22 protein-coding genes and 1 other annotated feature are annotated in these 21,335 nt (G+C 46.4%); of the genes, 6 read left to right on the top strand and 16 right to left on the bottom strand.

The genetic code is table 11. The annotated features are described in order from the left end of the window. Positions 1–51 precede the first annotated feature (51 nt). Positions 52–372, bottom strand: coding sequence for a hypothetical protein (locus tag PAEAM_RS26010; RefSeq protein ID WP_074094613.1), 321 nt, complete (start codon positions 370–372; stop codon positions 52–54). A 422-nt stretch (positions 373–794) separates the two neighbouring features. Here PAEAM_RS26010 and PAEAM_RS32415 point away from each other — a divergent pair, with 422 nt between their 5' ends. Further along, a complete protein-coding gene (locus tag PAEAM_RS32415) occupies positions 795–1,034 on the top strand; it encodes a hypothetical protein (RefSeq protein ID WP_074094612.1) in 240 nt (79 codons plus the stop codon). 122 nt (positions 1,035–1,156) lie between these two features. Here the strand turns inward: PAEAM_RS32415 and PAEAM_RS31990 are convergent, their stop codons facing one another. From PAEAM_RS31990 to PAEAM_RS25980, 6 genes are all read right to left on the bottom strand, one after another. Then, a complete protein-coding gene (locus PAEAM_RS31990; protein ID WP_164783094.1) occupies positions 1,157–1,309 on the bottom strand; it encodes a hypothetical protein in 153 nt (50 codons plus the stop codon). 245 nt (positions 1,310–1,554) lie between these two features. Continuing rightward, positions 1,555–3,030: an aldehyde dehydrogenase family protein gene (locus PAEAM_RS26000; protein ID WP_100529432.1), complete on the bottom strand. Its 1,476-nt coding sequence runs from the start codon at positions 3,028–3,030 to the stop codon at positions 1,555–1,557. A 169-nt stretch (positions 3,031–3,199) separates the two neighbouring features. Then, the gene (locus PAEAM_RS25995; protein WP_100529431.1) at positions 3,200–3,739 is read right to left on the bottom strand and encodes a GNAT family N-acetyltransferase; all 540 of its coding nucleotides are present in this window, start codon (positions 3,737–3,739) and stop codon (positions 3,200–3,202) included. A gap of 162 nt (positions 3,740–3,901) precedes the next feature. Beyond that, positions 3,902–4,240: a L,D-transpeptidase gene (locus tag PAEAM_RS25990; RefSeq protein ID WP_100529430.1), complete on the bottom strand. Its 339-nt coding sequence runs from the start codon at positions 4,238–4,240 to the stop codon at positions 3,902–3,904. A gap of 56 nt (positions 4,241–4,296) precedes the next feature. Then, complete coding sequence (gene rsgA / locus PAEAM_RS25985) at positions 4,297–5,406, bottom strand: ribosome small subunit-dependent GTPase A (RefSeq protein WP_100529446.1); 1,110 nt, start codon at positions 5,404–5,406, stop codon at positions 4,297–4,299. Positions 5,407–5,855: 449 nt separating this feature from the next. Further along, positions 5,856–6,449, bottom strand: a complete 594-nt coding sequence (locus tag PAEAM_RS25980) for a DUF2087 domain-containing protein (protein WP_100529429.1) — start codon at positions 6,447–6,449, stop codon at positions 5,856–5,858. A 178-nt stretch (positions 6,450–6,627) separates the two neighbouring features. On the opposite strand from PAEAM_RS25980, the gene PAEAM_RS25975 reads away from it, so the two are divergent. The 3 genes from PAEAM_RS25975 to PAEAM_RS25965 all read left to right on the top strand — a co-directional run bounded on the left by PAEAM_RS25975 (position 6,628) and on the right by PAEAM_RS25965 (position 9,004). Beyond that, positions 6,628–7,626, top strand: a complete 999-nt coding sequence (locus PAEAM_RS25975) for a YpdA family putative bacillithiol disulfide reductase (RefSeq protein ID WP_076249782.1) — start codon at positions 6,628–6,630, stop codon at positions 7,624–7,626. 5 nt (positions 7,627–7,631) lie between these two features. After that, positions 7,632–8,075 carry a DUF441 domain-containing protein gene (locus PAEAM_RS25970; protein ID WP_036609212.1) on the top strand — a complete coding sequence of 148 codons (444 nt, stop codon included), beginning with the start codon at positions 7,632–7,634 and terminating at the stop codon, positions 8,073–8,075. 416 nt (positions 8,076–8,491) lie between these two features. Further along, entirely contained in the window at positions 8,492–9,004 is a 513-nt protein-coding gene (locus tag PAEAM_RS25965) for a hypothetical protein (protein WP_036609214.1), read from the top strand. 99 nt (positions 9,005–9,103) lie between these two features. On the opposite strand, the gene PAEAM_RS25960 is transcribed toward PAEAM_RS25965, so the two are convergent. Beyond that, entirely contained in the window at positions 9,104–9,553 is a 450-nt protein-coding gene (locus PAEAM_RS25960) for an NUDIX domain-containing protein (protein WP_036609216.1), read from the bottom strand. A 56-nt stretch (positions 9,554–9,609) separates the two neighbouring features. Continuing rightward, positions 9,610–9,906, bottom strand: coding sequence for a HesB/YadR/YfhF family protein (locus PAEAM_RS25955; RefSeq protein WP_036609218.1), 297 nt, complete (start codon positions 9,904–9,906; stop codon positions 9,610–9,612). A 485-nt stretch (positions 9,907–10,391) separates the two neighbouring features. On the opposite strand from PAEAM_RS25955, the gene PAEAM_RS25950 reads away from it, so the two are divergent. Next, positions 10,392–12,137 (top strand): ABC transporter ATP-binding protein, encoded by a 1,746-nt coding sequence (locus PAEAM_RS25950; protein ID WP_036609220.1) that lies wholly within the window; start codon positions 10,392–10,394, stop codon positions 12,135–12,137. A 12-nt stretch (positions 12,138–12,149) separates the two neighbouring features. After that, positions 12,150–14,240, top strand: coding sequence for an ABC transporter ATP-binding protein (locus tag PAEAM_RS25945; RefSeq protein ID WP_100529428.1), 2,091 nt, complete (start codon positions 12,150–12,152; stop codon positions 14,238–14,240). 184 nt (positions 14,241–14,424) lie between these two features. Here PAEAM_RS25945 and PAEAM_RS25940 read toward each other — a convergent pair whose 3' ends face one another. The 7 genes from PAEAM_RS25940 to PAEAM_RS25910 all read right to left on the bottom strand — a co-directional run bounded on the left by PAEAM_RS25940 (position 14,425) and on the right by PAEAM_RS25910 (position 21,249). After that, a complete protein-coding gene (locus tag PAEAM_RS25940) occupies positions 14,425–15,051 on the bottom strand; it encodes a YdcF family protein (protein WP_100529427.1) in 627 nt (208 codons plus the stop codon). Next, a complete protein-coding gene (locus PAEAM_RS25935; RefSeq protein ID WP_100529426.1) occupies positions 15,048–15,593 on the bottom strand; it encodes a hypothetical protein in 546 nt (181 codons plus the stop codon). Before PAEAM_RS25935 ends, PAEAM_RS25940 begins: the two co-directional genes overlap by 4 nt. Before the next feature lie 99 nt (positions 15,594–15,692). After that, a complete protein-coding gene (locus PAEAM_RS25930) occupies positions 15,693–16,403 on the bottom strand; it encodes a hypothetical protein (RefSeq protein ID WP_100529425.1) in 711 nt (236 codons plus the stop codon). Continuing rightward, positions 16,400–17,449 (bottom strand): ATP-binding cassette domain-containing protein, encoded by a 1,050-nt coding sequence (locus tag PAEAM_RS25925; RefSeq protein WP_100529424.1) that lies wholly within the window; start codon positions 17,447–17,449, stop codon positions 16,400–16,402. The genes PAEAM_RS25930 and PAEAM_RS25925 overlap by 4 nt, the downstream gene beginning before the upstream one ends. A gap of 6 nt (positions 17,450–17,455) precedes the next feature. Further along, positions 17,456–19,186, bottom strand: coding sequence for an arginine--tRNA ligase (gene argS / locus PAEAM_RS25920; RefSeq protein ID WP_100529423.1), 1,731 nt, complete (start codon positions 19,184–19,186; stop codon positions 17,456–17,458). A 64-nt stretch (positions 19,187–19,250) separates the two neighbouring features. Continuing rightward, positions 19,251–19,543: a binding site (T-box leader), on the bottom strand. A gap of 178 nt (positions 19,544–19,721) precedes the next feature. Then, the gene (locus PAEAM_RS25915; RefSeq protein ID WP_036609230.1) at positions 19,722–20,057 is read right to left on the bottom strand and encodes a four-helix bundle copper-binding protein; all 336 of its coding nucleotides are present in this window, start codon (positions 20,055–20,057) and stop codon (positions 19,722–19,724) included. 73 nt (positions 20,058–20,130) lie between these two features. Continuing rightward, positions 20,131–21,249: a CobW family GTP-binding protein gene (locus PAEAM_RS25910; RefSeq protein WP_100529422.1), complete on the bottom strand. Its 1,119-nt coding sequence runs from the start codon at positions 21,247–21,249 to the stop codon at positions 20,131–20,133. Positions 21,250–21,335 lie beyond the last annotated feature (86 nt).

Here is a 21,335-nt window from a genome sequence, read left to right as displayed (position 1 = left end):
GAGAAGACCTCCTTTAGTTCGTTCAATAATGAATGTATACGTTCAAAAGCCCTATTCGTTGCTGTCCTGCTGAAACAATGAACGTCTTCCATATACAGGCGCTTCTTCCGAAGTCGTTGAAAAAGCCCGCTGGACACGTACGCAACTGCCCTGTCGCAGCCCTGTTTCCATTAACTGCTGTGCGTTCTGCGGAGAGAACCACAGACCTTCTGGAAACTTGGCTTCAAGGATGTACTGAATGCCGTCTCCCGGTGCCTGTCCAAAAATGCGAACGCCGAGTAATGTCTTCAAATGTTCGATGGTACATTCGTCCGGAACATCGATGTCGAACCATTCTCCTTCCTCGCGGCCGGAATACACGGTTAGAATCATCCGAATCCCTCCCATGGTCTCATATGTAAATTGTCCTAATGTCAGATTAAATCAAAAAAAAGAGAATGAATCGTTATATCAACCCTATTTTCTTACATAAACACCCTGTTTGCAATGTACCACCTGTAATTTTGTTACATATGACCCACGTATATATTAAAATATCGTACATTCGACTCAGAACTTTCGTGGCAGTTATGCAATTAAATATTGCGAGGATACGAAAACTATCGTTTTTTGTTCCATTTAAATGGTAATTAAGTTACGTTTTTCAGGACTTTTATTCCTTCGCTCACAATTGAATTGTGAACACTTTTCAAACATTACCCACCTTTATGTTTTCATAAGCTGATTTTAAGGTAATTTTAAGCATTGGAATTTAATATTAGCTGTATGAAATAACAACCGTGAGGTGATTTCAAGTGAGAACCCTAATAACCTTTCAAAACAAATCAATCCCTGTATATTTTAATCAAGAAAACAAACAACCTATGCAGAAGACATTAAGATTGCTTAGCAGTGCTCTTGAGCATAAAATTAGCAACGGTAAACGCGCCATTCAAAAATGTCTGCATTCTTTAATTAGTATTGAGATTGTTAATGGAGAAGCCATTCTCCACAGTCGAAGTGAAAACGACTCCCTTGCTTTATCGTTATATTAAAAGGAGTCAAGTAAGACACAGTCATTACAAGACATGAAAAAGGAAGCTGTCGTTATAGACAAGCTTCCTTTTTTGAGTTGTATACACGTTAACAGCGGATCGCAATTATTATCAGCCATCACTCAGTGTAGTTTGCTCAGGACATAGGCGGCATCATGTTCTTCCGCAATCTCGGCTTTACGAATACGAATGACAAACAGCCGAACCAAATTGGCACGTGTATGTTCTTCCTGACAGGTATTCAGTTTCCTCAGAATAAAGCGGTCAATGGACATGAATTTAAAGCCCCTTTGCCATTGGATTTACGGATCGATTCTTCCGTGTATCCATAAATAACCAGATAGCGTCAGCCCCAAACAGCTTTTCCACTCTTATATTAAGTCGTATTTTGCCAAGGTGTAATATTGTGCAAAAAGCCCGTCCCACCAAGCTGGAGACGGACTTTCGCATGATTTGTCGATCTTTTTGTAACCCACTCTAATCATTCATAAATGCCCCTGCTAATTTACTCTTTTTCGACTTATTTCACTCCCGGATATTCCCGATATTGGTGCTGAATGCTGATCCAACGAGTACGTGTAAACTTCTCAATCGCCCAATCCCCACCGAAACGTCCAATCCCTGAAGCTTTTTCACCGCCAAACATCACATGCGCTTCATCGTTCACAGACTGATCATTTACATGCACCATACCCGATTCAATGCGCTGGGCAACCTGATATCCTCGATTCAGATCTTGGGTGAATACGGAACCACTAAGTCCATAAGGCGTATCATTCGCCAAACGTACAGCTTCCTGTTCATCATGAGCCTTCATGATCACTGCCACTGGGCCAAACAATTCCTGCTGCACGATATCCTGTTCAGGTTTAACATCGGCAAGTACAGTAGGAGACAGCACGCTGCCTTTACTGGTCCCCCCGAGCATTAACCGTGCACCTTCGGCCTTGGTTTTGTTCACAAGCTCCTGTAATCGTTCTACCTCTTTTTCCCGAATGAGAGGACCCACGAGTGTGTTAACATCCGCCGGATCACCTGCCTGGACATTCTTCGTTTTGGCTACAAATGAATCGACGAACTTATCGTAAATATCGGCATGCACAATGATACGATTCAGAGCCATACAGATCTGTCCCTGATGCAGAAACTTGCCAAAGACCGCCGCTTCGGCAGCACGTTCAATGTCCGCATCTTCCAGCACAACCATGGCGTTGTTGCCACCCAGTTCCAGTGCCGTTTCTTTTAAATGTTCACCCGCCAGTTTACCGATCCCTTGTCCAACTTCGGTGGAACCCGTGAATGAAATTACTTTGGGAACCGGATGAGCGACAAAGTAATCCCCGATCTCGCTGCCACTTCCCGCAACGACATTCAGCACGCCCTCAGGCAGACCGGCTTGTTCAAACAAATCGGCAATGAGCCAACCTGCCGTAATCGGAGTGTCTGATGCTGGTTTAATCACCACACCATTACCAAGAGCAATCGCTGGAGCTACAGATCGCAGGCATAGATGCAAAGGGAAATTCCATGGCCCGATAACACCAATCACTCCCTTCGGCTCACGAACCACACGGTTCTCTTTGCCAGGGGTATTGGACGGAATAATCTCACCCTTCATTCGATAAGGAAAAGATGCTGCTTCATCCACAATGCGTTTAGCCGCTGCAAACTCCGCCTCCGATTTGATTCGGGTACTCCCGGATTCCGTGATCAACAGTTGAATGATCTCCTCTTTGCGCTCCGCCATCAGGGATGAAACTTTACGCAATACCTCTTCTTTCGCAGCAGGCAATGATTTCGCCCATTCAACCGAATTTTTCTGAGCTGACTCATAAGCCTTATCTATGTCTTTCTTATTGGAAGAGCGCCATGTGGCAATTACTTCTCCCGAATAAGGATTGATATTCTCCATTGTTTTCTCACCGGAGCCATCTACCCAGCTGCCATTAATATATTGTTTCGTCCATGTTGTATGTTCAGTGTCCATTAAAGTCATGTGAATACGCCTCCTGATCAAGATTAAATGTCACACCTGCATCACGGTGTAATACATCATTAACCTTGTTCAGAATTACGCAAACGTGAAGATCTGAATTAACTCTTCCATTCTTTAAACTTAAGGAAACAATACAACCCACACTATTCTCTCGCCATCTGGACGTCTTTCAACAGTCGGGCAGGCTCTTCTCTCCAAAGAGGCTCAAGTCTTCCCATCCGTAGCCAACTTCGATCAGATCTTGACCACCAAAGCGGAGGGACTGTGTCTGGACTGGAGTGCCTCCCATCTTTTCATAGAAGCCACAAGCTGATTTACGCTCCAAAGCCCATATGATCAAACGTTTCATATTGTGGGTCTGTAGATGATGAACGACATGTGTCGCCAGTTGCTGACCTATCCCCTTTTGTTGTACTTCCTTCAGCAAATATATAGCATACAACTCTCCATCATAAGGTAATTTTCCTTCACGCTCCTTACCCCCACAAGCAAATCCGACAATGTTCCCATCATTCTGTTCAGCTACCACCAAGATCTGATCCTTTTCGCCAGAACGAATGGTCTTCTCCCACTGGGGCAATCTTGATTCTATAGTCAAATGATCCAAAAAATCGTCAGGCACAATTCCCCGATATGTTGTTTTCCAACTCTCCGTATGTACATGAGCTATCCCCTGCGCATCCCCTTCACGCGCCCGCCTGATCAGCATAGCTATCACTCACTTTCTCTCGTAACTGCCGCAGCTTTACCATATTATATGTTATTCTTTCTATAATTCCAAATTCATCCACTTCAGTCCTGATGCGCCTAGGCATCATTCGTAATCAAAAGTGGACTTTTTGAACTGCCTTTATAAAAGTAAAATCCGGCCCTACGGCCGGATCGTTACTCTCGTGCCTACAGATACCTTGAAAGACAGATCCAGTACATCCGAGTTGTACATGCGTATACAACCGTGGGAGACGGATTTGCCAATAGACCAGGGCTCATTGGTCCCGTGTATGCCATAATGGGGAGCAGACAGCCCCATCCAGAGCACGCCAAATGGCCCACCTGGATTCGATTGTTTGTTAATAATAGTGAACTCCCCGTTTGGAGTCTGCGTGAGCATCTTGCCGGTGGCCACAGGATAGCCCTTAATCACCTGGTTGCCGTCCAGAAGATATAACATGTGGTCAGACAGATCTACAATAATCCTGTAATCTGGCATAATGACATCCCTCCTGACCTATCTTATGCAAGATACCGGATGATGCCCGCCTGATTTCAGGCTTCCTCCCACTCTTTCACACTACGGGAGTGCTTGGGTTTGCGACTATTGGCCGGTTTACTGGAAGCGGTACGCCTTCTGGATGCCACTTCTTCCTTGCGCTGCTGATATTGCAATTCCTTCTGCATTTTCAGATAATTATTCAATCTTTTTTCATCCAATGAACCATCCTGTATGGCTTCTTTCACTGCACATCCAGCTTCCCGTGTATGACTGCAATCCAGAAATCGGCACGTGGCGGCAAGTTCTTCAATTTCTCCAAACGCATGCGACAGCCCATCATTGCCCTCATCCCAGAGATTAAGCTCGCGCATTCCTGGAGTATCGATCAATACGGCTCCCTGTGGAAGTACAAACATCTCCCGGTGTGTTGTCGTATGTCTCCCCCGACTGTCTCCCTCGCGAACGGATTGCGTAAGCTGCACATCCTCACCCATCATCCAGTTCACCAGCGTAGACTTGCCACTGCCAGAAGATCCTGTGAGCGCAACAGTCAGCCCTGGCTGCAAATATCGTTCCAGTAAGGATTTACCTTGACCCTCCACTGCAGATATCGCAAGCACTTCAACGCCTGGAGCAATCCCTTCTACACTTCGGATCTGTTCTTCCACATTGTTGCACAGATCACTTTTGCTCAGAACAATGACTGGCCTTACGCCACCATTCCAGGCCATCATCACGTACCTTTCGAGTCGTCTAAGGTTGAAATCATGATTAAGTGCAGCCACGATTAACAGTGTATCTACGTTTGCGGCGATTAATTGTTCCTTGGTCACTGGACCTGCCGCCTGTCTTGATACCCTGCTCCGACGGGGCACCAGATTGTGAATAATTGCTTCTTCACCTGCCTGACCTGTAATGGCCACCCAATCTCCAACCGCTGGTGCCAAGCTGGTCTCCAGACTATCATGACGCATTCGGCCCGAAATCCTTCCCCAGCATTCGCCCTCTTCTGTTATCAAACGTTGCAGATGTCCATGGTCTGCGATAATTCTGGCTGGCTTTTTCTCCTGCTCTTCCATCCCTGTCTCTTGCCACAGTTCCTGCCACTTTGCTGACCAGCCGTACTTCTCAATATGGTTATCTAAAATAAAAATTCCTCCCAAAATAAGTTGTTTACTTCGTTCAAGCCGAGTGAACAATCATCTCCGGTTCAGATCAAAACAAAAAACCACGAGTAGAAATACACCCGTGGCAATAGGTAGTTAGCCGAATCAAAGATCATCCCTTCTTGTAGATCTACCGGATAAAATACTTAACCCTCCGATATAAACAATTCAGGAACACCCTTTTATCGGCAAACAAAAAAGCCACGGGTGCGTCACCCGTGGCTTCATCTGAGCATGCGATACTTCACGTTACAATGGATACTGCTATCCATCTAACGCAAAATTACATGCTTTGATCCGTTCCGGAGACGCTGTTCATATTCAAATTAACGTATACTGCATTTAAATTTGTCATAAACAATCGCCTCCCTTGTAGAATTATCCATTATGTTACACACTGAGCTTAACAGTTGTCAAGCCCAAACTTTTTTTTACCACCAGCTACTCTATTTAACCTGATCCCAGCGTGTCCACATTTCCTTCGGATTCAATTCGTAGATCTCCTCTTCCCGATACATGAACTGATGCATGATAAATTCCCGACGAATCGTGGCAAAGTCTTCATGGTATTGCTTTATAAATGTATTGATTTCTTTTTCCGTATACTTCCGACCAAATTCAAGCTGCTCGACCAGATGACCAAGTACAATCAGTTTTTTCTTGTATTGAGCCGGAATCTGACGCAGTCGTCCATCTTTGGAGAAAAAATTTCTCATGACCGACGCTTTCAATGTTTCGTTCACATCACTCATATCCGTAACCTCCTCTCGATTAAAGATAAAATCAACCGAAGCCTGTGCATTCTCGCGGATAAACGAAGGATTGAGTGTGAAATACACTGTATTTTTCTCCCGTCGTTCCTTAATCAGCGCCGCCTCTCTCAGCTTGGATGCATGATGTGTCACGGTTGGCTGTGAAAGATTCAGCCGCTCGGCAAGTGCCTGTCCGTGCAGTTCACCCTGTGCCAACAACAGCAGCATGCGAAGCCGGGTCGGGTCAGCCAACGCTTTATGATAAGCCACAATTTTCTCCAGCTGCATCATCGTTCATCTCGCTTTCAATTAGATATATATCTAATTTGATATTAGTCTTTTCTTTTCTACACGTCAACTCCTTTGGTTTCAAGTAAGCTTGTCTAATTAAACTCCACGCTTGAACTGGCATTGGCTCGTTATTTACGGTAGGATTATATTGCTTGAAATAAGGAGGATTAAGAACATGGAAGATGTCATTATTATCGGCGGAGGCCCATGCGGTCTGTCTGCTGCCATTGAATGTGAGCGGCTGGGACTGTCCGCTGTGATCGTTGAGAAATACAATATCGTTCAATCTATTTATCTGTATCCAACCCATATGCAGTTTTTCAGCACAGCCCCGCTGCTTGAGATCGGAAACGTTCCGTTCAGCACACCTAATGATAAACCGTTTCGTTATGAAGCACTTGCCTATTATCGCAGGGTAGCCGAACATTTTGGTCTGCGTGTTCATAACTATGAGGAAGCCCGTGAAATTAAACGCAAGGATGATGGTACGTTTGAGGTACATACGCTCAATCGCCGCGGGGAGGCCATCGTACATGTTGGACGCAATGTTGTTGTAGCTACCGGTTATTTTGACCATCCTAACTATTTGGGCATCCCTGGAGAAGATAAAGATAAAGTAACTCACTACTTCCGGGAAGCCCACCCTTATACCCGTACACGTGTCGCCATTATTGGCGGAAGCAACTCAGCCGTGGATGCGGCCATGGAACTGGTTCGGGTCGGAGCACATATTGATATGGTTTATCGCGGTAGTGGTCTGTCCCAGCATATTAAACCATGGGTACGCCCGCTATTCGAGAGCATGGTGACAAAAGGTCATATCACACTCCACCTGGAATCACGCGTGAATGAAATACTCGATGATTCGATTCGTCTGATACACACGGATGGTTCCACTCGGGAACTGGATAATGACTTCGTACTGGCAATGACCGGTTTCCGTCCAGATCGTCAACTACTCACGTCGGTAGGTGTGGAGATGTCTGATGATATGGATAAACCTCTATATGATGCACAAACGATGGAAAGCAGCGTACCTGGTGTATATGTGGGCGGAGTCATCGCTTCGGGGCGTAATGCCAATGAAGTCTTTATTGAATCCGGGCGCTGGCATGGACGTTACATTGCGGAACATATCGTTAGCAAACAACGTGGACAGACTGAAGGGAAATGAAAACAATGGATATGACTTCCCTGCTGTTGCTCGTATTTGCGGCTCTTGGGATTATCAGCAGCAACACACCTGTGACCGTAGCGATGGTATTTCTGTTGTTGCTACGAGTCCTGAACCTGAATCAGGCATTTCCATGGCTTGAAAAATACGGACTTACACTGGGCATTATCATTCTGACCATTGGCGTGATGGCACCTCTTGCCAGTGGCAAGATGAGTCTGCAGACGATCGGTGAGTCTTTCCTGCACTGGAAGTCACTGCTCGCCATTGGCGTAGGTTTACTGGTGGCATATCTCGGAGGACGTGGCGCTACGTTGATGGGTACACAGCCAACTGTCGTTGCCGGGCTGTTAATCGGAACGGTACTTGGGGTTGCCCTGTTCAAGGGTGTACCTGTGGGTCCATTGATTGCGGCGGGAATTTTATCATTGCTGCTGGGCAAATCCTGATTCAAGTTGTGAAGGTTGTGACCTGACATGCTATGCAGATTGGCTGTATTTCCCACCGTTGTGTGATATACTTCTATTCATGCAAATTATGTACACGAGTCTACAGCAGAATAATGCATATTAGAGGTTGTTCAAAAAGTCCGCTTTTGATTACGAAGGATGCCTAAAGGCATCCTCAGCATCGAAGATGGAATTCAGCCGAAATAAGCGGGAGGCTTACGAAGTATGTTTCCTTAGGAAACATTTTGGTTGCTCACGTAGTTTTCCCTACGCTCCGCTACTCCATTTCTAGCTTCATCCCATCTTCTCGGTACTGAAAACCGTCCTATTTGAACACGTACTATTATGGTTATGCTGTTGCATAAACGTATAGATTCACTTTGCAACTATTAATGGCGCAGGAGGATTAAGGAACCATGTCACGTCAGTTTATTACAGAAGCCGTGATGGTGGCCATTTACGGTCAATTGCTAGCGCCGCCCGCGCCTGTTGAATATATTGTTCCTTATACCACCATCCTTGAGCTATATGAATTCCAGACCAGTCCTGATCCCATGATGGATAACCCGGCAGATGATCAGCATGTGAAATCCAAAATCAATGAAATGATTTCTTATTTCGAGGAACCGCTGAATAAGAAAAAAATAGAGCGTGCGTTACTTGTTCCATGGGCCAAAAGCCCCTCCATTTTATTTGGTGACCAAGTATCCATTGCCATTATCAATGCAATAGATACGGCACAGTACGGGGAATATTTCGATCCCATTGAGACCGAACTGCTACTGACATCTCAGCGCCTGAGTATCCCGATTCTTACCGATCAGGTTGAACTGATTGCACGCATAATTGAGTCTGAATCACCTGTACAGGTATTCGATATTGATGATTTTGATTTTGCGATGGATGATGAACCACTGGATCAGGTGTAATTCATGCTCTGAGCACCAGAATCGGATTTTTTAAAAAATGACCTTGGCATCCACTTTATCGTGCATGCCAAGGTCATTTTTTTGCGGTCAACACTTATTTTATTCTGCAATATCCCGCGCTAACAGGATTCGGCTAATCTGATTCAGAGGTGGTAACGACTCCAGCGCAAAAAACTTCAGACCTGCATCACTATTTACACGCGACTCCACAAGGTCATCCTGAATGATCACTGTCCGAAACAGGGCAATGACATAATACTCTTCATCTCCGCTTGAATGCAGATACCGAAGGTCAGGCCCCGAATAGAGACCTTCCAGTGTCATGGTATCAGCAGTCCAACCTGTCTCTTCCCATAACTCCCGATGTGCAGCATCTTCAATAGCCTCACCCGGGCGCATCTCACCTGCTGGCAATCGCCAGTGACCATGTTCAGCATGCTGAATCAGCAGTAATTCACCTTGTTCGTTCTCAGCCCGCACCGCCGCTTTTACAACAATATGAGAGCGTTTTGCGATATACTGGGCCAAATCTCGTGGTGGCAGATTCACTGCTTATCCCCTCCTCCTACTCGGAAGCCGGTGGCGACCTGTAATCCATCTATTGCTTAGACTTCCGTGTAACGATATTCGATATCCTGACCTTCATCAACGATGTCCACATGCAGTTGGTGCCCTTTCAGATACCAATAATCGTGATCTTCCATAAAGAATTGAATCCCCGACACTTCGGTTTGATCCGCAGGATGTCTTGGTTTCTCTACAGCAATACCTAGCGAAAATCCAGGGTGAAGACCTCCGCCAGAGCTATAACGTGCAAAAAATCGAATGCTGTCTCCCTCGTTCAAATTCAGCTCTTCCTTGTACCAGCGAGCAGCTTGATCGGATACATGTATGGTACTCATTTGGTGTCAGCTCCTTCTGTATATATATGTTCCATCATATCTCGACAGGGACTTGAATACAAACCCGAGTGACCACATAAAGACAAAATAAGTTGTGAAAAATGTTTGACAGATTGTAAAAGCCGGTGTTAAGATGCAAACATACGAGGTCTACATTGTATTTATTTCCAAAAAAAGAAAGGGTGATTACGGTGTTTAACAAACATATGATAGGTCAATTCAGCACACAACTAAATACCGGAGCACACCCGAAATCATTATTCCGTTCATAAGTCGGCATGACAGGCGATCTTTCATTAGAACCTCTGTGATGTATACTCACAATCGAACTTATATATGGTGACGGCTCTGTTCTCTGAGCCATGCTGCCGTATGATTATATGAAGACATACCGCCTGCGTGCGGTATGTCTTTTTTTGTGGGTACATTTCGGCATTCATGAACGGAATTTGCATTTCTCGGACATCGAAAGGAAGGGATAACACTTGTTCTCTGTACTTAAAAACCTGGCCTGGTTCTTCCGGCTGGAACGCAAACGATACCTAACCGGTGTCATTTTGCTTATTCTGGTGGGCATTGCCGAACTGCTGCCTCCTCGTCTTCTTGGTAATGCCATCGACGAGATTGTGCGCGGTTCCATTACCGGCACCTCACTTACGCGTTATATTTTGCTTATTCTAGGAACGGTCATCATTATCTATCTGGTTACATACGTTTGGATGCACAAACTGTTTGGTGGTGCCAACCTGGTGGAGCGGCTGCTTCGTTCACGCTTTATGGACCACTTGTTACGGATGACTCCTCCCTTTTTTGAGAAAAACAGAACAGGAGATCTGATGGCTCGGGCCACCAATGATCTTCGTTCCATTGCCACTACAGCAGGCTTCGGCATGCTGACCTTAACAGACTCTACAGCCTTTCTGGCCACCGTATTGTTCGCCATGGGTTTCCTGGTTAGTTGGAAACTGACCTTGGCGGCAATCCTGCCATTACCTTTTATCGCCATTGCCATGATGATCTATGGTAAAGCTGTACATCAACGTTACACCCTGGCACAGGATGCATTCGGAGATATGAACGACCAGGTGCTGGAATCCATCGCCGGGATTCGTGTCGTGCGTGCTTATGTGCAGGAACGTCTGGACGAGAAACGGTTCGCCGACGTGACCGAAGATGTGTATCGTAAAAATCTGGCTGTTGCCAGAATGGATGCCCTATTTGAACCCACCATCCGCCTCTTCGTTGGACTCAGTTATGTGATTGCACTTGCCTACGGCATATATCTTGTATTTCATAATGAAATTACCCTGGGGGATCTCGTATCGTTTAACATGTACCTGGGGATGATGATCTGGCCCATGTTTGCCATCGGCGAATTAATTAACCTGATGCAACGTGGTAGCGCTTCGCTTGATCGGGTCAACGAGACTTTATCAGTAGAACCTGCCGTACAAGATGTGGAGCAACCTGCTCACGTTACGAATCCGGAAGAAATTGCGATGCAGGATGTTACATTCCGTTACCCAAGTTCCACTGTCGACAATCTCAGTCATATCAGCTTTTCGCTACGACGGGGTCAAACATTGGGTGTTGTGGGTCGTACGGGTAGCGGTAAGTCTACTTTGCTCAAACAACTGCTTCATGAATACCCTGCCGGTTCGGGCACATTAAGCATCTCGGGTCATCCGATTCAGGATATCGCCAAAGATGACTTGCACAGCTGGATTGGGTACGTACCACAGGAACAAGTTCTGTTCTCCAAATCAGTTCGTCAAAACATTCAATTTGGTCAACCTGGGGCCAGTGATGAAGTCATCATGGAAGCCATTCGTACCGCCGCTTTTGACGGGGATCTGGGGACTTTGTCCGATGGACTGGATACACTCGTTGGTGAAAAAGGAATCTCTCTGTCCGGTGGACAGAAACAGCGGGTATCGCTGGCGCGTGCCTTTATTGCTAATCCTGATATTCTGATCCTCGATGATGCCTTATCTGCTGTCGATGCACGTACTGAAGCCAAAATCATTGAAAATATACGCAACAAACGCTCGGGCAAAACCACGCTGATCTCGACTCATCGCCTGTCTGCTATTGAACATGCTGACCGAATCATCGTACTGGAGCACGGGAAAATTACGGAAGAAGGCACTCACCAGGAATTGTTAGCCATGAACGGCTGGTACCGTGAACAGTATGAACGGCAACAGGTCGAGTCCAATCTGTCCACGTAGGAGGTCAATTCATTGAAGTCTAATACAGGCAAAAGGCTGCTTGATTACGCCTTGAAAGCCAAAGGAACATTTATCGCTGCATTAATTATGCTTACCATTGGTGTTGCGGCCGAGCTTGCCGGGCCGTTCATCGCCAAATCCATGATCGATAATCACTTGCTCGCGATTGAGCAGCCTTTCTATGAGACAACAGCTTCTGATGAAGCCGCAGTCTACAACGGTAAGAATTACAAACGCGAAGGCTTGTTCGAACCGGATGAAAACAAAGGTTCCGAAGTGCGGGTATTACAAGCCGGCAGAAGTTTTTATTTTGTAAACGAACCGGTAAGCGCACCTGACGGGGACCGCACATATACGGATGGAACCCTCACGGTTACACGCGCAGGTGAGGTAACAGGCCAATATGCGGCAACACCCCTGTCCGCTGGTGAACTGTTTGCTTTTTACAAACCGGAGATGCCCAACATCTATCAATTAATTGTGTATTACATGATCTTCCTCGTGATCTCGGTCATTATGGAGTTTGGTAAAACTTTCTGGCTGCAATCCTCGGCCAACAAGGTCATTCAAAGACTGCGTAACGATGTGTATGCCCATATTCAGCGACTGCCGGTGCACTTTTTTGATAACCTGCCCGCAGGTAAAGTTGTATCTCGGGTCACAAACGATACAGAAGCCGTAAAAGATCTGTTCGTTGCTGTTCTTTCGAACTTTTTCTCAGGAATCATCACGATTACAGGTGTGTATGTTGCACTCTTCCTGCTTGATGTTCGCCTGGGTCTAATCTCATTATTCGTTGTGCCGATGCTCATTACATGGATTGTGCTCTATCGCAAATTCGCTACTCGCTACAACACGATCATTCGATCCCGACTGAGTGAGATCAATGCAATCATTAACGAGTCCATTCAGGGGATGTCCATTATCCGCGTATTCCGCCATCAGAAACAAACCAAACAGGAATTCGAAGATCTGAATGATGACTATATGAAACACCAGAACAAAATGCTGAACCTGAATGCCTTCACCTCACACAACCTGGTTAACGTATTACGGAATATCGCATTTGCGGTGGTCCTGTGGTACTTCGGTTCCAGTGTGCTGGATGGCACAAGTATTATCTCCCTTGGTGTTCTGTATGCCTTCGTAGATGTTCTGGGTCGCTTGTTCCAGCCAATCACCGGTATGGTGAATCAACTCGCCAACCTGGACTCCTCCCTCGTATCCGCTGGACGTGTCTTTGAGCTGATGGATGAAAAAGGAGAAGCCGTAACCGATGGCTCCATGCCAAGATACAAAGGGAATGTTGTCTTCGACGATGTATCCTTTGCCTATAAAAAGGATTATGTGCTCAACAATATCTCGTTTAAAGCATCCCAAGGTCAGACCGTGGCTCTGGTCGGTCATACCGGTTCGGGTAAAAGCTCAATCATCAACCTGCTATTCCGGTTCTATGATCCGCAAAAAGGCAAGATCACGATTGATGGTCAGAACGTCAAAGATCTACCTAAACAGTGGATTCGCGAACATATGGGGATTGTATTGCAGGACCCGTATCTGTTCACAGGCACCATTGCTTCCAACGTCAGTCTCGGCGATGAGAAGATCTCCCGTGAACGAATTGAACAGGCGCTACGTGATGTAGGCGCTGAACGTATACTGGCTCATTTGCCTCAAGGCTTTAACGAACCTGTCATCGAAAAAGGAAGCACATTGTCTGCTGGACAGCGTCAGTTGATCTCCTTTGCTCGGGCACTGGCGTTTGATCCGGCCATCCTCATTTTGGATGAAGCTACAGCCAATATTGATACGGAAACAGAAGCTTTGATTCAGAACGCACTCGAAGTCCTCAAAAAAGGACGTACCACCTTCATCATTGCTCACCGTCTCTCCACCATTCGTTCGGCAGATCAAATTCTGGTTCTGCATCGCGGGCGTATCGTTGAGCAGGGTGCACATGATGAACTGATGGAGCTTAAAGGCCGCTATTATAAGATGTATCAGCTTCAACAAGGTGCGCAAGCAGCAGCGAGTGCAACCAGCGAAAATCCGTCGGGTGAGATCATTCCAACCTCAACCTCCTTTGCCGGAGGCAATGCATAACAGAGTAAAACAGAACGCTCTTTAAGTAACCAATCAAAATGATGTACTCGACGGCAAAACAAAAACCGATCTACACAGCTACCTCAGGGTTTGCGGTGTAGATCGGTTTTTTTGTATTTTCATCTGAAGGCATGTTCGGTTACTGTTTATTTCGTCCAGACAAAAAAACAATCCGCGCGCAACCTCACGGCTGCTGCGGATTGTCTATCCATCCTTTGATCGTATATCCCATGTACATCACAGTCTCCCTTGCGAGAAAAGGAAACTTGCTGCGCCAGGTTCGATAAGCCGTTGTTCGTGTCGGAGATGGTACGGCATCCATACCCAGCCCGGCAGCCAGCTTCATGGCCCGTTTCATATGCAGCGGATCACTCACAATTGTATAGGTTTGATAACCGGCTTGTTCACCAATTGGAATTGAATTGACCAGATTCTCCTCGGTAATTCTGGATTTGGTCTCGATGCGAATGTCCGCAGGATCTACTCCATGTGCGATGGCATACTTCTGACCCACTTCAGCTTCCGTATGTTCTCCATCATCACCTGACCCGCCTGTGAAAAGCAGATTACGAACGGTACCCTGACGGTATAATTCAATCCCGTGTTCAATACGTTCGCGAAATACAGGTGAAGGGTTATCCCCTGCCACGGCTGCTCCCAGAATGATTGCTGCGTCCGATATCCTGGATGAATCCTCATCCGTATATGCAGATATACGGATTGTGGTAACCACAGTCCACAGGATTCCAACCAATACTACAGCCAGAACCGTCTTTAATATCCAGCGTTTCGTTATCTGTTTGCTTGTCATTCATCCTCTTCCAAAGCCCTTGCTTGCATACTCTCGGTATGCATACGCTCCAGCGTTTGCAGAGCTGCTGCGGATTCGGCATCCAGACCAAGCTCTGCGATCCAGGTACCCGTATATTGCTGAAGACGGATCTCCAACTCCTGTGCACGGTCTTTGAAATCCTCCAATTCCTTAATCATGCGTGATCGTCCTTCCGGACTGAATGTCTCGTGAATTCGTTCCTTGAAATAATGATGTACGATACGGTTACGTTGCTGCCATAACTCATTCAACTGGCGAGTCTCTTCCTCAGAGAATGTAAAATGATGGCGTACTTCGTGAATGAGCTGCCCCAGTGAACTGCTCATCTTTCGTTCGTACAGATCTTCCAGATCCTCTTCAGACACGGCTTTGCCCTGAGACATTTTCATTAATAAAATCAGATTGACCAGCTGCTGTTCAAGCGCCTGCCCGTAGTACACTGCCAATCCGTAATAGGCAAACAATTCCCTGGAGTGTTCGCTGTCCAGCATGTCACCATTCTGGATATCTGTATTTTGCATATGCGAGCGCCCCCTTCAACCGTACAATGTTAACCATTCCATGTCCCTCTATCCTAACCAAACCAAGAGCAACATTCAAGTTATCGGGAAGCGCGTCTTCTAACTCCGCAGATCTCTTCTTCCGGACAGCCACACATGGATGATTAGTAACCCTAATGCATAGAGCACAGTCCATAGCGTAACCGAAACAAAAGAATCCATCTTTGATTCATCAAATAACATCATCTCACGAACCAGATAAAAGGCTGGTGGAAGAATGCGGCCAAGCCATTCTAACGATTCAGGCAAACGTTCACTTAAAGAACCTTGGATAAACGATAGTAATAATACAATAATGAGAGCAGGCATACTGCGACTAAGCAAAGGAATGTACGATTTTTGAAAAAATACACTGATGCCCAATCCCAGCAGTGATAATCCCAGATGTCCTAACCAAGTCATCATCCACTCCTCACTTGTGGGTTGTCTCTCGAACATTCCCGCGAACACGGGATACAGCACAGTGATTGCGGTGAGCATGAATTGCATTATCCAGGCACAGATGAGTTGACTTGTTACCACCTTACGCCTGCTTCCTGCATGATGGACGAGTAATTGATACTGCTTTGCAGGTTCGGTATTCATCACCATTACTCCGAGCCAAGCAGCTGCTAAAAATAACAGCATAGCCGTAACACTGTAACTGTCCGCAATAGGGTTGGGTTTGTAGGAATAGATCAGCAGCATGGCGATGATATAAAAGATAACCGGTGCAAAATATTTCTGGGAGCGAATGTGATGCCTTAACAAATATCGGGTCAGATAGATCATTCGGCTTCTCCCCCCGCATCATCCATCGAAGAGTCCACAGATTCTGTGACACCTCTACGACTCGCATGTACAGCTGGATGTTGTCCTTCCAGCAGACTTTCCATATGTAATTGACTTTCTTCCTGTTGTACAGACACAACCGAACCTCCGGATGCCAAAATTCTCCTGAGGACATCATCTGTTGATTGTTGAACCACTTTCCAATCCCACAACCAGGAATTGGATTTCTCCGAGTTTGTATTACGAACTAAAGACAGCACTCCCGGTTGTTGTACAATAGATAGATCGTTAGCCAGATCCTCTCCAGCTTCCGTCAGACTTTGAATACGTACAACGGGTTCGCCAGCTTGAAGTATATCTTCACGACTCCAGTAGCGGAGCACGCTGCCTTTCTTCAACACAATCACCTGGTCTGCCAAACGTTCAATAAGCAACGGTTCATGACAAGCTGTAACGATGGATGTCCCTTCATCCTTCCATTGTCCCAATAAGGATACCACTGCCTCTTGAGCTGGAATATCCAAGCCTGATAAAGGTTCATACAGCAACAAAAGACCACCCGGTCCAGGTAACAGGGCCTGAATCAAATTTACTTTTTGCAATGTGCCCTTGGATAATAAGGGTAACTTCTGATCGATCGCGGTATCCAGATATAAAAGTTCACTAAGTTCTCTAATCCGCCCACGCAGTATTTCGGGGCGAATGCCCCGAATCCGTCCCATGTCCCACAAGTACTCTCCAGAAGTAAAGGGTAAACGTGGCAGGCCATCTACTGCATACCCATCAGAACCCTTCATTGTGCGCTGGATCGATCCTGTATCGGGTAACAAAATACCTGCCAACATACGTAGCAACGTACTTTTGCCAGAACCGTTTCTGCCAATAAGTACAGCACATTCTCCCTGCTTCACTTCCAGATTAATTTCATCAAGTACTTGAGCATTACCTAATCGCTTGCTCACTCGTTGAAGCAACATACCTCTACCTAATGAGTCTGGTACATCTTGATTGGCTTTCTTGAAAAGTCCACGTTTACTCCATATCACCTGGGATCACATCCGCTCTGGAGCTTGCACACCTAGCAAATGTAAACTGTACGCGAGGCGTTCGGCAGTCCGTTTGGCCAATGCCACTCGGAAGGATCTTACATCAGATGACGCATCCGCAATCCGTTCTGCGTGATAGAAACGGTTGAATGCTTGAGCGACATCTATAGTATATTTGGCAATGACCGAAGGCTCATTCCGATGAATCGCTTTTTCCAAATACTCGGGATAATCACCAAGCAGTTTCAGCAATGCCCATGAGGTATCTCCGACACTGGATGGAGTGGCCCCTGTGTCATTCTCACCATCCGCAAGGCTGGGGTTAGTCAGAGTGTTTTCATTTTCCACGCGGATCGCCTCTTCTGCCTTGGCAAGCACACTTTGAATCCGGGCATGGGTATACTGCACATAAGGTCCGGTCTCTCCTTCAAAACTCACCGCATCCTCCAAGGAGAAGTCCACATCGTTTAACCGACTATTACGCAGATCACCGAAGACAATGGCACCTACACCGACCGCCTCAGCCACCTTCTGAGGGTTCTCCAGATTCGGGTTTTTCTCCTGAATAATCTGCAAAGCACGAGCGACTGCCTCGTCCAACACTTCCTGCAAAAAGACGACTTTACCGCGACGTGTAGACATTTTCCGTCCCTCAAAACGCATTAATCCAAACGGGATATGTTCACACTTCGCAGACCATTCATGCCCCATCCGGGATAGGACCTCAAATACCTGCCGGAAATGTAACTTCTGCTCGCCTCCGACCACGTATAACAACCGATCTGCCTTCATCACCTCATGACGATAGACTGCCGTAGCTAAATCCCGAGTAGGATAGATTGTTGTTCCATCTTTTTTGATAATCAGGCACGGGGGCATGTTCTCATCTTCCAGACGTACCACGAGTGCACCATCACTCTCTTCAAGTAAACCTTTTGCCTTCAGTTCTTCAACCACTGCGCCCATCTTGTCATTGTAAAAGCTTTCTCCCAGCGTATGGTCGAACTGTACATTCAGACGTTCATACATCCGGTTGAATTCCTTCATGCTCACTTCCACAAAGAACGCCCATAACCGCTGTGCTTCATCATCCCCTTGCTCCAGCTTGCGGAACCACTCGCGTGCCTCAATCTCCAGAGAAGGATCGTTCTCCGCCTCATCGTGGAAGCGCACATACAGTTCCAGGGACGTACGGATCGGGTCTGCCTGCAACGCTTCATCATTGCCCCACCGTTTGTACGCTGCGATCTGCTTGCCAAACTGGGTTCCCCAGTCTCCCAGATGATTCACACTTACAGAGGTATAACCCGCTTCGTTATACAACCGATACAGTGCTGCACCGATTACAGTAGAACGCAAATGTCCGATTCCGAAGGGTTTTGCGATGTTAGGGGAAGACATATCAATCACAACACGTGAACCTTGACCAAGCTGAAGCTTACCAAATGCCGCATTCCCCAGTTCTTTCAGCAGATTCGGCGCGAGCTTCTCCCGATTAAAACGGATATTTACATACGGCCCGGCGGGAGTCGCTTCAATTCCAGATGCCTGCAATCCCGTTGCGAGCTCGGTCGCAATGACTGCCGGTGCTTTCTTTAATGACTTCGCTAATGCAAAACAAGGGAATGCTGCATCACCCATCTCCGCCTGTGGTGGGACTTCCAGTAATCTTAGAACCTCTTCTTCATTCAATCCCGTTAAAGGGGCAATATCGGCCGCAGCCTGCTTCATCAACATGCCAAACACTCCTTATCCATTCATTATTGGCTGGAAATAAACACAAAAAAGCTCTCGTCTCTAAATAAGAGACGAGAGCTGACTTAACAGTTCCCGCGGTACCACTCTAGGTGAACAGCTTACTCTTAATATGCATCAACATGCATACCAATAGAACCTGTTCCGCTCGATGCGTATAACGGTCGCAAGCCGGGTTACCCTCAGACAGATATGGCCTATCCCCAATCGGGATACGTACATCTTTTCGGATAACCATCTCACGGGTGCGGTTCACTCAGGTCATGTCATACCGGCTTCCACCTCTCCCGGCTCGCTGTCATGTATGGATCTGGCTACTCTCCCGATCATTGATATTCTTCAATTCAATTCATTGCCATCATTATACATACCACGATCAGACTTGGCAACCTGCATTAAAAATCCCCTACTGAAAGGCAACACATAGGCACATCGTCTCAGATGCTTGTGTTCACTGCCTTCCCTTAGGGGACAACGGTCATTATCGGTTTGGTTATATATTCCAGTGAAATAATATTTACGCTACTGCTGCCATCAACCGGCAAGCTTCTGCACATCTGCGGCAAGCCTCTGCACATGCTTGGCAGTGATCATGGTGGTGTTTGCCACACTCAGCGGCGCAAGCTTCACAAGCTTTCACACACAATTCGCATATTTCAGCAATGAAATCACTTCCACGTGTCATCGCTTGTGCAGCAAAACTGCAGATCTCCGCACATTCCCGATTCAAACGAATGCAATCACGCAACATCGCCAGATCATATTCTTTCAGACTCGATATGTAACATACGTTGCATGCATTCATGCACTCCAGGCAAGCATCGATACATTGTTGATATTGTTGTTGTGTCATTTAAAGTTACCCCCCAGGCAAAGTTTGCTATGCATCTTAATACCCAGTTCGGAGGAATATTGAATCATCTAACCTACTTTATCGCTTCCAATTCCAGTAATTGGTCACGAATGACAGTTTGGTCAAAATGTTCACCTATAAACACAGCAACATTAGGGACCTCTCCCTGAGGTGTGATCTTCATGTAATCCGATTCACGGTAGGCATACTGGAACCAGAAACGGCTCGCCGTGTCACTAAACGATAAAATACCTTTTGCTCGATACACGTCCCGTGGCAAAGCAGATACAAATTGTTCAAATGCTTCGCTGTTCACCGGATGACTGAAATAATGCGTATACACCATGACATGTTCGTGTGATGCATGAGGAGCGGAATGCTCGTGACTGTGGGCATGGACATGCCTATGGGATGCGTCAGTATTCGTATCATCGCCTTGGAGTGTATGATCTGTATGTTCATGACCATGATTGTAGCCATGTGTACCACAGGCTTCCGTATGCACATGATGCTCTTGGTGAGCTGGCTTGTCTGCTTCAGAAGCTGAATCACGTACATGCACGTCTGCCCCGCTGCGAAGCAACAGATCCATCTCTACCTCACATTTCACCGTAGGAATTACAGGGGCGAAGCCATTCCATTTTGCCAAAAGCTGCTCCAGATCCTGCAGTTCCTGTGCACTCACCCGATCCGTTTTGTTCAAGAGAAGCACAGACGCACAACGAATCTGCTCCTGCATTAGCTTGAAGGTCTGCCCCTTCTGCTCCTGATACAGACCAGACAGATGTGCTGCATCCACAACAGTAATGAGACTTTTCAGTTCCAGTCGCATGTAGAGTGAGGTCTCCGTTACCGCATCCAGAATCTCCATTGGATTCGCCGCACCGGTGGCTTCAATGATGATCACATCCGGTGATTCCTCTTGAACGAGATCAGCAAGTTGCAATCCCAAGTCACCACGTACGGTACAACAGATGCATCCACCTAACATCTCAGTCATTGGAACGGTGGAATCCACAATCTGACCATCCAGATTAACTTCGCCTAACTCATTCATAACCACTGCGGGGCGCAAACCCTGCTGTTGCCAATGTTCAATCAACTGAACAAGCAGTGTTGTTTTGCCACTCCCCAAAAAACCTGACAGTATATATACAGGTATGGATTGTTCTTTTAAAATCGTTTCATTCATGCGTATACACCTCTCTGATTGTCCTTCTTGTAACCTAGTCTATCTATATCTAGCGAGTGTACACCATCCCGCATTCGTTGTGCAAT

It is taken from the genome of Paenibacillus sp. GM1FR, from assembly GCF_002803315.1.
Lineage (GTDB): Bacteria > Bacillota > Bacilli > Paenibacillales > Paenibacillaceae > Paenibacillus > Paenibacillus amylolyticus.
This window is presented reverse-complemented; position numbering and strand designations above follow the sequence as displayed.